Source organism: Vibrio scophthalmi, assembly GCF_040869025.1.
GTDB lineage: Bacteria > Pseudomonadota > Gammaproteobacteria > Enterobacterales > Vibrionaceae > Vibrio > Vibrio scophthalmi.
Genome location: NZ_CP134271.1, coordinates 582934 through 595348, shown reverse-complemented (window position 1 = coordinate 595348; position 12415 = coordinate 582934). Strand labels below are relative to the sequence as shown.

The following is a 12415-nucleotide window of genomic DNA, read 5'->3' as shown; positions in this document are numbered from 1 at the left end:
ACCAAAATACAAATCCTATAGGGGGAACTAAAGGTGAATATTCTTGGATATGCACAGAAGTTAGGTAAAGCACTTATGCTTCCTATCGCAACACTACCTGTTGCGGCGCTTCTACTACGACTAGGTCAACCAGACCTACTAGACATCGCGTTTATGGCATCAGCTGGTAACGCGATCTTCAGCCAACTACCACTACTATTTGGTCTAGGTATCGCAATCGGTCTTTCTAAAGACGGTAACGGTGCTGCAGGTCTTGCTGGTGCGGTTGCTTACTTCGTACTAACAGCGACAGCTGCAACAATCGATGCAAGCGTTAATATGTCATTCTTTGGTGGTATCATTGCTGGTATCATCGCTGGTCACTCTTACAACGCTTTCCACATGACTCGTCTTCCTGAGTGGTTGGCATTCTTTGCTGGTAAACGTCTAGTTCCTATCATGGCTGGTCTGTTTGCTCTAGTAATGGGTGCAGTTATGGGTGTTGTATGGCCTTCAATCCAAGGCGGTCTTGACGCTCTAGCGCACGCAGTATCAACTTCTGGCGCTGTTGGCCAATTTGTATACGGTACTCTTAACCGTGCACTTATCCCTGTAGGTCTACACCACGTTCTGAACTCTTACTTCTGGTTCGGTATGGGCTCATGTCAAGAGATCGTAATCTCTGCTGCATCTGCTGCTGGTCAAGCTCTACCATCACTAAAACAGTTGTGTGTTGACCCTGCTCTAGCGAAAACTCTAGTAGCTGGCCAAGAGTACACGTTCAACTTTGTTAACACAGTAACGCCTGAAATCACTGCAACTGTTAACTCTGTAACTGAGACTATCAAGTCTGGTGACCTACACCGCTTCTTCGGCGGCGACAAGTCTGCTGGCGTATTCATGAACGGTTTCTTCCCAGTAATGATGTTCGGTCTACCTGGTGCAGCTCTTGCAATGTACCTAGCAGCGCCTGCTGAAAAACGCAGCCAAGTTGGTGGTGCACTATTCTCAGTAGCATTCTGTTCATTCCTAACGGGTATTACAGAGCCTCTAGAGTTCATGTTCGTGTTCCTAGCGCCTGCTCTATACGCAATGCACGCGGTATTCACTGGTCTATCTCTAGTAGTAGCTAACATGTTCGGTACACTGCACGGCTTCGGCTTCTCTGCAGGTCTAATCGACTTCCTACTAAACTGGGGTCTAGCGACTAAACCACTAGTACTTCTAGTAATCGGTCTAGGTTTCGGTGCTCTATACTTCTTCACTTTCAGCTTCGCTATCCGCGCTTTCAACTTGAAGTCGCCAGGTCGTGAAGATGATGACGAAGCAGCTACAGCAGCTCCAGCTGGTGAAGCAGTTAAAGGTGACTTAGCTCGCCAATACCTAAAAGCACTTGGTGGTCATGACAACCTGACTTCAATCGATGCTTGTATCACTCGTCTACGTCTTACTCTAAAAGACCGTACTGTTGCTAACGAAGATGTTCTTAAGAAGCTTGGTGCGAAAGGTGTTGTGAAACTAGGTGAAAACAACCTACAAGTTATCCTTGGTCCTCTAGCTGAAATCGTTGCTGGCGAAATGAAAGCAATCGGTGCTAACGAAGACCTATCTGATGTAAAACTTCCATAGTAACCACGGGTTAATATGTAAGTCTAAAAGCCTCCTTCGGGAGGCTTTTTTACGTTTGGAGGAATTAAAAAACCACTCTAAGGCTGTAGCTAGCGCTGGGAAGGGATTATTTAGCAATAAAAGACGAGTTCTTGTTGTGTCTTGAGTCAGAATTGTGGATCATTAGTCTCACTATGGTCTGAGCAGTGATTTTGCTGTCTCAGAGCCACTTTTATCTGACAATACTAAAACAATTGAGGTGCTATAGATGAGTGAAGCTGAAGCTCGTCCATCGAATTTCATTCGCCAAATCATTGATAAAGATTTAGCAGATGGTACACACACAAGCGTGCATACTCGTTTCCCGCCAGAGCCTAACGGTTATCTGCATATCGGTCACGCTAAGTCAATTTGCCTTAACTTTGGTATTGCTCAGGACTATCAGGGTCAGTGTAACCTTCGTTTCGATGACACAAACCCAGAAAAAGAAGACGTTGAATACGTTGAGTCAATTAAGAATGATGTGAGCTGGTTAGGCTTCGAGTGGAGTGGTGATGTATGTTACTCATCAAACTACTTCGATAAGCTATACGGCTACGCAGTGGAATTAATTACCAAAGGCTTAGCGTATGTTGAAGAGCTAAGTCCTGAGCAGATCCGTGAATACCGCGGTACGCTAACGCAACCTGGTAAGCCAAGCCCATACCGCGATCGCAGTGTGGAAGAGAACCTTGCGCTATTTGAAAAGATGCGTGACGGTGGCTTCCAAGAAGGTACAGCGTGTCTACGTGCGAAGATCGATATGGCATCATCGTTCATCGTAATGCGCGATCCTGTTCTTTACCGTGTGCGTTTTGCAGAGCATCATCAAACCGGTGACAAGTGGTGCATTTACCCAATGTACGACTTTACGCACTGTATTTCAGATGCGCTAGAAGGCATTACTCACTCAATCTGTACGCTTGAGTTCCAAGACAACCGTCGTCTATACGATTGGGTTCTTGAAAACATTACGATTGATTGCCAGCCTCGTCAGTACGAGTTCAGCCGTCTAAATCTAGAATACACCGTGATGTCTAAGCGTAAGCTTAACCAACTTGTGACTGAAAAATTGGTTAACGGTTGGGATGACCCACGTATGCCGACTATCTCTGGTCTACGTCGCCGTGGTTTCACGTCTGCGTCTATCCGTGAGTTCTGTAAGCGTATTGGTGTAACCAAGCAAGACAACATGATCGAAATGGGCTCTCTTGAGTCTTGTATCCGTGATGATTTGAACGAAAACGCACCTCGTGCGATGGCCGTTCTTGATCCGGTTAAGATCGTGATTGAAAACTTCGAAGCAGGCAAAGTTGAGACATTGACGATTGCTAACCATCCAAACAAACCTGAAATGGGTGATCGTGAAGTACCCTTTACTCGCGAAGTTTGGATTGAGCGTGAAGACTTCCGCGAAGAAGCGAACAAGAAGTACAAACGTTTGGTGCTAGGCAAAGAAGTTCGTCTACGTGGTGCTTACGTGATCCAAGCTGAACGTATCGAAAAAGATGCTGAAGGCAACATCACAACAATTTTCTGTAGCTACGATGCAGAGACGCTAGGTAAGAACCCAGCTGACGGTCGTAAAGTGAAGGGTGTTATTCACTGGGTATCTGCAGAGCAAGGTGTACCAGCGGATATTCGTCTATACGACCGTCTATTCACTGTGCCTAACCCTGCGGCGGCGGATAACTTTGCTGAAACAATTAACCCTGATTCACTGGTTGTGTTGAATGGTTTTGTTGAGCCAAGCCTAGCAAAAGCGGAAGCAGAAAAAGGTTACCAGTTCGAACGTATGGGTTACTTCTGTGCGGATAAGAAAGACTCTTCTGCTGAGAAGCTTGTTTTCAACCGTACGGTTGGCCTACGTGATACTTGGGCGAAAATTGACGCTGAGTAATCACGAGCAATAGATATGAAAAATGCCAGTCGAATGACTGGCATTTTTGTATCAACAGTATGTATGACACCACTAATAAAAAAGCGCCAAATAGGCGCTTTTTTATTTTATTTTGCTTTATGAGCGTCTGGATTACCTTTGCAGGTACCATCGCCACATTTACCGTAAAGGTATAGGCTGTGATTGGTTAGAGTCACATTAAATTTGGCTGCGATTTCGCGTTGACGTTCTTCAATGACGTTGTCAGAAAACTCGATTACTTCGCCACAATCAAGACACACTAGGTGATCATGATGATGTTGAGTTGATAGTTCAAAGACAGATTTACCGCCTTCAAAATGGTGGCGCGTAACGATACCTGCATCATCAAATTGGTTTAATACACGATAAACCGTTGCAAGACCAATCTCTTCACCAAGATCGATCAGTTTTTTGTACAACTCTTCAGCACTGATGTGTTGGCAGTCAGGTTGCTGTAGTACTTCTAATATTTTAAGTCTAGGTAGCGTTACCTTTAGACCAGCATCCTTGAGCGCTTGATTATTGTCTGACATATACTTTCCTGTTGATGATCTGCAGTGTTGAACAGAATTCAATATTCCCACCATTATAGGGCAGGTTACGATAACAATAAACCACGAACTTCAAAGGGTTACTTATATTTATTGTAAAGTTGTGGGGTGTCACGGATAAAACTGGTCTAACCAGTTACAATTGATTAACCTTTGTGTGTTCGTTATCAGTATTGTGCTATGAGTTCTTTATTTTCAAGAGTTTACAAACCTGGCTTTGTTAAATTTGCTTTAAATTCTTGGCCGCCATTTTGGGGCGCCGGGATAAAAATCCTTTATATCAGCGATGATTTTCGCCAAGTGCGGGTACGCCTAAAGTTGCGCTGGTGGAATAAAAACGCCAATCGCAGTCAGTATGGCGGCAGTATGTTTTCACTCACGGATCCGATTTACGCATTGATGTTAATGGGGATTTTGGGTGAGCAGTATTTTGTTTGGGATAAACAAGCGAGCATTAACTTTATTCAACCTGGTCGAGGTGACCTTTTTGCCGATTTTGATTTAACCGCTGGTCAATTAGATGAGATTTATCGCCAAACATCATCAGGTGATAAGAGCTTTCCTGAGTTTATAGTACATATTAAGGATGATCAGGGTGACATAGTCGCTGAAGTGCAACGTAAATTGTATGTGCGTAAAAAACCGAAGTATCGAGAAGAGGGAGCGGAGAAATAAAAAATAGGGGAGATAGAAAAAAACCTCCCGGAGGAGGTTTCTTAGAAACTAGCCTTCTAGCTCAGCTAGGCACATTTCATCGTAAATCTGCTTACACCAGTTATTTACACGTTCTTCGGTAAGTTCTGGTTGGCGGTCTTCATCGATACATAGACCAACAAATTGGCTATCGTCGCCTTCAACAAGCGCTTTTGAAGCTTCAAACTCGTAGCTTGCTGTTTCAGTGTAACCTAGGATTGTGCCGCCTTTCGCTTCAACGATATCGCGTACAGTACCCATTGCATCACAGAAGTACTCTGCGTAATCTTCTTGATCGCCACAACCGAAAATTGCAACAAGCTTGGTAGAGAAGTCAACTTGCTCAAGTTCAGGGAAGAAATCATCCCAGTCACATTGTGCTTCGCCGTAATACCAAGTAGGGATACCTAGTAGAAGAAGATCAAAGTTATCAATGTCTTCTTTGCTGCTTTTCGCAATGTCTTGAACGTTAACTAGCTGCTTGCCTAGTTGTTTTTGAATCATCTTTGCAACAGCTTCAGTGTTACCTGTGTCACTACCAAAGAAGATACCTACACTTGCCATAGATTCATTACCTTTACAATTGTCTACTTATTAGCATTTGGCTAAGGGTTAACCTAAACCTGTCCCTTCCCAGCTTATCTGGATTAATCCTTTAACGATGAATCCAGCACAGCCAAGAAAGAGAACCAACCACACGATGCGACGCCCAAAGGGAGGAACATTACCTGCCTTTAATACATCTTTAATCGCCATACCAATTAAGAAAAAGATAGCAGCGAACAACAGGTCGAGACCAATAGACTCGATCATGTTCATGTAGTCGTAAAGCATGGTATCCCTTTATGCTAATTTACTTGCGCAGCACTATACCACTGTTATTCACCAAAGTTAATGCGATCGTCTCTCACTTTATGCTTATACCATTATAAATCAGTATCGCCGCATTAGGCCGGATCAAAATCGTGGTTAACTGTGATATTGCCTCGTAGTAAAGTTATCGTTTCGTTTTTAATCATCGCATTTTTAGGCAATAAATTTACGAATAGTACGCAATACCTCGGCTGGTTTTTCTGCATGCAACCAATGGCCAGTGTTGGCAATGACATGCGCTTTGGCTTGTTGGAACTGAGCTTGAATTTGTGCTTGATACTCTGGCAGCAGGTAATCTGAATCCGCCCCTTTAATAAATAAGGTTGGGGTTGAGACCGTTTTGATTGGTTGCCAGCCCATAATATGGCTGTAATTGTCCCATAAGTGAGAGACATTAAAACGCCAAGTAAGATGTTCTTCATTTTTGTACAGTGATTTGCTCAAAAATTGTCGAACACCATCGATCTCAATATGTTTCGCCAGTATCTCCATCGCTTGTTTGCGATCACTTGGTTTTTCCGCCTCGACGGCTTTTAGGCCTGCAAAGACATTGGTGTGACGTTGTTGGGTATATTCCACTGGTGCCATGTCGAGAACGATCAGTCTTTCTACTTGATCTTCGAGTAGCTCGGTCAGTTTCATTGCCACTTTACCGCCCATCGAATGACCAATTAAGGTAAAGCGTTCAATCGATAACACTTTCAGTAAATCCGCAATATCCTGAGCTTGCGCTGCATAGGTATGTTCACTGGAATGTAACGACTGACCATGGTTACGTAAATCGATACTCAGTACTTGGTAGTCGTGTTTTAAGTCGCGCGCAAGTAGGCCAAGGTTATCGAGATTTCCGAATAAACCGTGGATCAAAACAATGGTGTGACCCTCACCTTCGAGTTTGTAGTTGAGCTGTTGTGACATTTTATCTTATTCGTGACTGGTTTAACGTAGAGTCTGAGAGAAGATCTCGCTATAATCGCCTCAGAGTTTAAACATAGAGATTGTGAAAAGCGAATGAAAACAATTGAGGTTGATGAGGATCTATACCGTTACATCGCAGGTCAAACCCAACATATCGGTGAAAGTGCATCCGATATTTTGCGTCGATTGTTGAATGTAGATGGACAAGTTCAGGCCGCTCAACAGCAACCTATTATTGAGCCAATCGGCTTAGTAGTGAGTAAAGACGCTGTGAAAGAAGTTCAATTGGATGGCGTGAAAGAGATGCGTTCCCTGTTGATTTCAGATGAGTTTGCTGGCCTTAAAAAAGCCATTGACCGTTTTATGCTAGTGCTTTCTACGCTGCATCGTATTGATCCAGAAAGCTTTTCGGAAGCTACCCAAGTTAAAGGCCGTAAGCGTGTCTACTTTGCTGATAATGAGCAAACGTTGCTAGCGAACGGTAACACCACGAAACCGAAGGCAATTCCAGCCTCGCCTTTCTGGGTGATTACTAATAACAATACCAGTCGTAAAAGACAAATGGTTGATCAACTCATGTCACGGATGAGTTTCCCTGCAGACCTGATTGAAAAAGTAACCCTCTCAATCTAGTTTGTAGCACAGAGCCTCATAATATTGCGTTAACAGTTATGGGGCTTTTTTGTATCTATAAAATTTAGAAAGGATGTCAAAATGGCTATGCACCCGAGAGCTGGACAAAAGGCTCAACAACAGGATCTTCATAATATTCCTGTTTTAGTTTCGAATTACTTCCTGTTGCAACCAGACCCAAGCAACCTAGCGCATAAAGTTGAGTTTGGTACCTCAGGTCACCGTGGTACGGCAGACAAAGCGACTTTTAATGAAAACCACATCTTAGCGATCGCACAAGCGATTGCGGAAGTACGTGCTGAGCAAGGTACTAAAGGTCCGCTGTTTGTCGGTAAAGATACTCACGCCTTGTCTGAACCTGCATTTGCTAGCGTACTTGAGGTATTGGTGGCAAACGGTATTGAAGTGATTGTCCAGCAAGATAATGGCTATACGCCAACACCGGGTGTGTCTCATGCAATTTTGACTTACAACCTTGCGCATCAAGATAAAGCCGATGGGATCGTGATTACGCCATCGCACAACCCGCCACAAGATGGTGGTATTAAATACAACCCAACTCATGGCGGCCCTGCTGAAGATACTCTCACAAAAGCGATTGAAAACCGTGCGAATGTTCTGATTGCAGAAGGTTTGCAAGGGGTGAAGCGTATGCCGTTAGCCGATGCCAAAGCATCACCACTGTTTAAGCAAGTGGATTTGGTTAAGCCATACATTGATGACTTAGTTAATGTTATCGATATGGAAGCGATTCAAAAAGCCAACTTAAAGCTGGGTGTTGATCCACTCGGTGGTAGCGGTATCGATTACTGGCGTCAAATTGGTAAAGCGTACAACCTTGATCTGACCTTGGTAAGCGAAGCGATTGATCCTACGTTCCAGTTTATGTCATTGGATAAAGATGGTGTTGTTCGAATGGACTGTTCATCGCCGTATGCAATGGCGGGTCTACTGGCGCTTAAGGACGATTATGACTTGGCATTTGGTAATGACCCTGATTACGATCGTCACGGCATTGTGACCGCAAAAGGGTTGATGAATCCAAACCACTTCTTAGCGGTATGTATCGACTACCTATACCGTCATCGTCAAGGCTGGGGTAAAGAAGTTGCGGTAGGCAAAACACTGGTTTCTAGTGCTCTGATTGACCGTGTTGTTGCTGATCTTGGTCGTGAACTGTGCGAAGTACCGGTTGGCTTTAAGTGGTTTGTTGATGGCTTATACAGCGGTCAGTTTGGTTTTGGCGGCGAAGAGAGCGCTGGGGCTTCATTCCTACGTAAAGATGGCACGCCTTGGTCAACTGACAAAGATGGCATCATCTTATGTTTACTTGCGGCGGAAATTACGGCAGTAACCGGTAAAAATCCACAGCAATATTACGAAGAGCTTGCGGCGAAGCACGGTGAATCGAAATATAACCGTATTCAAGCGGTGGCGAATGGCCCACAAAAAGACGTATTGAAGAAGCTTTCTCCAGAGATGGTCGCTGCCGATACGCTAGCGGGTGACGCGATCACAGCTCGTCTTACGCACGCTCCAGGTAATGGCGCAGCAATCGGCGGTTTAAAAGTGACCACCGAAAATGGCTGGTTTGCCGCTCGTCCATCAGGCACTGAAGATATCTACAAGATCTATTGTGAAAGCTTCAAAGGTGAAGAACACCTCAAGCAAATCGAGCAAGAAGCGCAAGAGATCGTAAACCAAGTGTTCAAGGACGCGGGTTTATAGAATCAAGTTTGATGTTGATAAAAAAGAGCTGACGAAAGTCGGCTCTTTTTTTTGAGAATCGAGAGGCGAGAATAGAGAATTGAGAAAGAGCAAAAGCATCGAGCGCAATGTTCGGCTTTCGCTTTTCATCTCTCGTTTCTCGCATTTCTCGCCTCTCAAAGCGCAGCGTTCTGTTTTCGCTTCTCATCTTTCGCTTCTCGCATTTTCTCGCTTCTCGAAGCGCAGCGTTCTGCTTTTCACCTCTCGCCTCTCGAAGTGCAGCGTTCTGTTTTCGCTTCTCATCTCTCGCTTCTCGAATTTTCTCGCTTCTCAAAGCGCAGCGTTCTGCTTCGCTCAGCGGTGCGGCCAGCAATCGGGTACTACAAACCAAAACTGGCCCTGTTTAGTTTGGGCATGGATAAAGCGTTCTGGATTTGGGTTAATTGGCTCTAACTGCTCTCCTAAGCCAATCGCCCAACGCTCTTTCGGCAGATGAAATAGTGGTTGCTTGATTTGTTGAGATTGCGAGTAATAGCACCAATAGCCATTGATGAGTTGATCATTTAGCGGGTAGCCAAGGCAATGGGTTGGGGTGATTTCGTCACTAAATGGGTTGGTGTAAAGCCGCCCTTGCATCAATAAATGATGCGATGCCACGTCAAGCTGCGGGTACTGCTGGTGGAAGGTGTCAGAGCAAGACATCGCCAATTGATGATTAAGCATACGGTCGAGCTTTTTATCAAGCTGATCATGCGCATTGGGGCCAAACCATGTCTCTTGATGAAGAAGATAAAACTTGATCGCCACTTCCCAATGTTCAAGTTGATCGCGTTGCTGGTTATGCAATAACAGATCGATGGCTCCGAGTGTTTTACCCGCTTGGTTTAGTTGGATTTCTTCCATTGCAACGCGGTAATTGTCGCTGTGCTTGAAGGCTTCGGTACACAAGTGTTGATAAAGAAAGCCTAAGCGGCGATTGCCCTGATACTGGCTATTTTCAGCCAGAGGCTGTACCTGCAAATGGCTAAGATCAGCAAAGGGCTGATCGGCGGCTATCAGGTTAGGCTGGGTAATAATCCAATCATAAAAATCAGTCAGGGCAGTCATGATAATCCGTTAGCAATTGTTCGCGTTTTTTTCGACATTGAGCAGTGAAGTTGCTATAACCACGACAATACACGTCGCTCAAGTCAGGATACTGGAAAGTAAGATGAATAATCTACAACTAGAAAAATTACTTAACGAAAAATTGTCCCCTCAATTAATCAAAGATTACAGCCCAAACGGCCTACAAGTCGAAGGGGCGGTTGAGGTTAAGGTTATTGTTACTGGTGTCACAGCATCGCAAGCACTAATTGATAAGGCGGTAGAGCTTAACGCCGATGCGCTGTTAGTGCATCACGGCTACTTTTGGAAAGGTGAACCCGAGCCAATTAGAGGCATGAAAGGTAAGCGCATTCGAACCTTGATTAAAAATGACATCAATCTATTAGGTTATCACTTACCACTTGATATTCATCCTGAGCTGGGCAATAACGCGGAATTAGCCCGTTTGCTGGAGATTGAAGTAGAAGGTGGTCTTGAAGGTCATCCTCAATCAGTGGCTATGTTTGGTCGTTTAAAACAGCCTCTAACGGGGGCTCAGCTTGCGGAACGTATCAATCAAGTACTTGATAGAGTCCCATTGCATATTGCGCCTGACAACGCAGACAAGCTGATTGAAACGATTGGTTGGTGTACAGGCGGTGGTCAAGATTACATTGAATTGGCTGCGCAACACGGCTTAGATGCGTTTATCTCTGGTGAAATTTCAGAGCGTACCACTTACAGTGCGCGTGAGCTTGATATTCATTACTTCGCCGCAGGCCATCATGCAACAGAGCGCTACGGTATTAAAGCGCTGGGCGAATGGCTCGCCGCTGAGCACGGTTTGGATGTGACCTTTATCGATATCGATAATCCGGTTTAGAGAAAGGAAGGAACGGACTTCGTCCTTTGAGAGGCGAGAGTTTAGAAGCGAGAGCGGACTTCGTCCTTTGGAATGACCCCTTAAAAGTAGACACTGAGGGTTAATTCATTAGTTCAAAATCTATGGGACTCACTCCACCTAGAGTCCCATGTCTTCTTACTGGATTGTAATACGTATCGATATAAAGTCGACTTTGCATTGTCATTTCCTGACGAGACATCCCACCTAGATTGCTAATCCACTCTTTTTTATACTGAGCAAAGAAGCTTTCTGAACAGGCATTATCCCAGCAATTTCCTTTACGCGACATACTCACGGTAATCGCCTTTTTCCTATGCCATCGTAAAGTTTCTAGCGCTCGATATTGAACACCTTGGTCCGAATGAAACATTAACTTCCGGCCATCTGGTCGGCGGCTTTTCCATGCCTTATTCAGCGTTTTTAGCACTAAACAAGCGCTGTTTATACGACTTGTTGACCACCCGACCACCTTTCGCGAATACAAATCTAATATGACACAAAGGTAATTCCAGCCTTCTTTACATCGAACTTGAGTTATATCCGAAGCCCAAACTTGATTTGGCTTACTTACGTCAAATTGGCGGTTGAGAAGATTGTACGCAGGCATAAGCGTTTTCTGTCTAGGTGCTCGACCATGACGCTTTTTACTGGCCTTGGAACGATAACCTAATGACTGCAATAACCTTTGAACTCGCTTCTTATTGCAAATAAAACCATAAGCCACCGCGGCTTCCCATAGCTTCCGGTAGCCGGGGATACAATGTTGCCTATCACTTTCCTCTTTCAGGAAGTCGAGCAAACTGTCATTGCCTTGCTCTCGCACACTTGGTTTTCGATGAAGCCATTTATAGTAACCAGCAGACGATACGCCTAGCCATTGGCACAGCCTTATCACAGGTCGCTGAATGCTCGTATATTTTAGAATGTATTCAAATCTTATTCTTTTAGGCTGTCGAAGTAGACTTTCGCTTCCTTTAAGAATTCGTTCTCCATCTCCGCCATTTCAAGACGTTTTTTCAGTCTTCGAATTTCTTTTTCTAATTGAACAACGGATTTTTCCGGCCCTGTGTTAGGAAGAGGGGGTGAGGTGTTTTTTTGAGAGGTCATTTCAGTCCTCCATTTGGACAGTAAACTAGGGGAAATACCTAATGATTTCGCCACTGATATTACGGTATCTGGAGAATCTAAAGATTGCTGTACGGCCTGTTTCTTGAAATCGTCTGAATGTTTTCGGACTGTTTTTACTTTCATAGCACTCTAATTCCAATATTGAGTGTCTACTTTATTGGGGTCATTCCACTTTAAGAGGCGAGAATTGAGAGCTTTAAAGCGAGATCCCCAACTCGCTCGTGCCTCACTCTTGAGGATGACGGTTAAGTGTAGGGCTTAAATGATGTTATTCCCAATAGTGCAATCGGGAATCTCTCGAATCTCGCAGCGAAGCGTTCTTGAGAGCGCAGCTCGTTCTCGATTCTCTGTTCTCTAACCTCAAAGAAAAAGGGT

The 12415-nt window shown here is 44.4% G+C and carries 13 protein-coding genes; 6 read left to right on the top strand and 7 right to left on the bottom strand.

The genetic code is table 11. The features are described 5' to 3' along the window. The first annotated feature begins 33 nt into the window (after positions 1-33). Positions 34-1608 carry an N-acetylglucosamine-specific PTS transporter subunit IIBC gene (gene nagE / locus RJD38_RS02620; protein WP_005599342.1) on the top strand — a complete coding sequence of 525 codons (1575 nt, stop codon included), beginning with the start codon at positions 34-36 and terminating at the stop codon, positions 1606-1608. 247 nt (positions 1609-1855) lie between these two features. Then, entirely contained in the window at positions 1856-3526 is a 1671-nt protein-coding gene (glnS, locus tag RJD38_RS02615) for a glutamine--tRNA ligase (RefSeq protein WP_005599343.1), read from the top strand. A 107-nt stretch (positions 3527-3633) separates the two neighbouring features. Here the strand turns inward: glnS and fcrX are convergent, their stop codons facing one another. Beyond that, the gene (fcrX, locus tag RJD38_RS02610) at positions 3634-4080 is read right to left on the bottom strand and encodes a ferric iron uptake transcriptional regulator FcrX (RefSeq protein WP_005599345.1); all 447 of its coding nucleotides are present in this window, start codon (positions 4078-4080) and stop codon (positions 3634-3636) included. A 198-nt stretch (positions 4081-4278) separates the two neighbouring features. Here fcrX and RJD38_RS02605 point away from each other — a divergent pair, with 198 nt between their 5' ends. Then, a complete protein-coding gene (locus RJD38_RS02605) occupies positions 4279-4773 on the top strand; it encodes a DUF4442 domain-containing protein (protein ID WP_005599347.1) in 495 nt (164 codons plus the stop codon). Between the two features lie 48 nt (positions 4774-4821). Here RJD38_RS02605 and fldA read toward each other — a convergent pair whose 3' ends face one another. The 3 genes from fldA to RJD38_RS02590 all read right to left on the bottom strand — a co-directional run bounded on the left by fldA (position 4822) and on the right by RJD38_RS02590 (position 6582). After that, positions 4822-5355, bottom strand: coding sequence for a flavodoxin FldA (gene fldA / locus RJD38_RS02600; protein WP_005599349.1), 534 nt, complete (start codon positions 5353-5355; stop codon positions 4822-4824). Positions 5356-5403: 48 nt separating this feature from the next. After that, positions 5404-5625: a DUF2788 domain-containing protein gene (locus RJD38_RS02595; protein WP_005599351.1), complete on the bottom strand. Its 222-nt coding sequence runs from the start codon at positions 5623-5625 to the stop codon at positions 5404-5406. Between the two features lie 192 nt (positions 5626-5817). Further along, positions 5818-6582 carry an alpha/beta fold hydrolase gene (locus RJD38_RS02590; RefSeq protein WP_005599354.1) on the bottom strand — a complete coding sequence of 255 codons (765 nt, stop codon included), beginning with the start codon at positions 6580-6582 and terminating at the stop codon, positions 5818-5820. 93 nt (positions 6583-6675) lie between these two features. On the opposite strand from RJD38_RS02590, the gene seqA reads away from it, so the two are divergent. Next, positions 6676-7215 (top strand): replication initiation negative regulator SeqA, encoded by a 540-nt coding sequence (gene seqA, locus RJD38_RS02585; RefSeq protein WP_005599356.1) that lies wholly within the window; start codon positions 6676-6678, stop codon positions 7213-7215. Positions 7216-7296: 81 nt separating this feature from the next. Further along, positions 7297-8943: a phosphoglucomutase (alpha-D-glucose-1,6-bisphosphate-dependent) gene (gene pgm, locus RJD38_RS02580; protein WP_005599358.1), complete on the top strand. Its 1647-nt coding sequence runs from the start codon at positions 7297-7299 to the stop codon at positions 8941-8943. Here pgm and RJD38_RS02575 read toward each other — a convergent pair. Together RJD38_RS02575 and RJD38_RS02570 are read right to left on the bottom strand one after the other, a co-directional pair. Beyond that, entirely contained in the window at positions 8924-9295 is a 372-nt protein-coding gene (locus tag RJD38_RS02575) for a hypothetical protein (protein ID WP_005599359.1), read from the bottom strand. The genes pgm and RJD38_RS02575 overlap by 20 nt on opposite strands. Further along, a complete protein-coding gene (locus tag RJD38_RS02570; protein WP_065430757.1) occupies positions 9277-10029 on the bottom strand; it encodes a DUF1853 family protein in 753 nt (250 codons plus the stop codon). The genes RJD38_RS02575 and RJD38_RS02570 overlap by 19 nt, the downstream gene beginning before the upstream one ends. 103 nt (positions 10030-10132) lie before the next feature. On the opposite strand from RJD38_RS02570, the gene RJD38_RS02565 reads away from it, so the two are divergent. After that, the gene (locus RJD38_RS02565) at positions 10133-10891 is read left to right on the top strand and encodes a Nif3-like dinuclear metal center hexameric protein (RefSeq protein WP_065430756.1); all 759 of its coding nucleotides are present in this window, start codon (positions 10133-10135) and stop codon (positions 10889-10891) included. A 100-nt stretch (positions 10892-10991) separates the two neighbouring features. Here RJD38_RS02565 and RJD38_RS02560 read toward each other — a convergent pair. Beyond that, positions 10992-12163 (bottom strand): IS3 family transposase gene (locus RJD38_RS02560; protein WP_156773151.1). Its coding sequence is split into 2 segments (ribosomal slippage): positions 10992-11881 and positions 11881-12163, totalling 1173 coding nucleotides; the frame shifts between segments, so codons are not numbered across the junction. Positions 12164-12415 lie beyond the last annotated feature (252 nt).

Bases quoted from the DNA above. Each gene is read 5' to 3' on its own strand.
- glnS (WP_005599343.1), top strand. From the start codon at position 1,856: ATGAGTGAAGCTGAAGCTCGTCCATCGAATTTCATTCGCCAAATCATT.
- fcrX (WP_005599345.1), bottom strand. From the start codon at position 4,080: ATGTCAGACAATAATCAAGCGCTCAAGGATGCTGGTCTAAAGGTAACG.
- RJD38_RS02605 (WP_005599347.1), top strand. From the start codon at position 4,279: ATGAGTTCTTTATTTTCAAGAGTTTACAAACCTGGCTTTGTTAAATTT.
- fldA (WP_005599349.1), bottom strand. From the start codon at position 5,355: ATGGCAAGTGTAGGTATCTTCTTTGGTAGTGACACAGGTAACACTGAA.
- RJD38_RS02595 (WP_005599351.1), bottom strand. From the start codon at position 5,625: ATGCTTTACGACTACATGAACATGATCGAGTCTATTGGTCTCGACCTG.
- RJD38_RS02590 (WP_005599354.1), bottom strand. From the start codon at position 6,582: ATGTCACAACAGCTCAACTACAAACTCGAAGGTGAGGGTCACACCATT.
- seqA (WP_005599356.1), top strand. From the start codon at position 6,676: ATGAAAACAATTGAGGTTGATGAGGATCTATACCGTTACATCGCAGGT.
- pgm (WP_005599358.1), top strand. From the start codon at position 7,297: ATGGCTATGCACCCGAGAGCTGGACAAAAGGCTCAACAACAGGATCTT.
- RJD38_RS02570 (WP_065430757.1), bottom strand. From the start codon at position 10,029: ATGACTGCCCTGACTGATTTTTATGATTGGATTATTACCCAGCCTAAC.
- RJD38_RS02565 (WP_065430756.1), top strand. From the start codon at position 10,133: ATGAATAATCTACAACTAGAAAAATTACTTAACGAAAAATTGTCCCCT.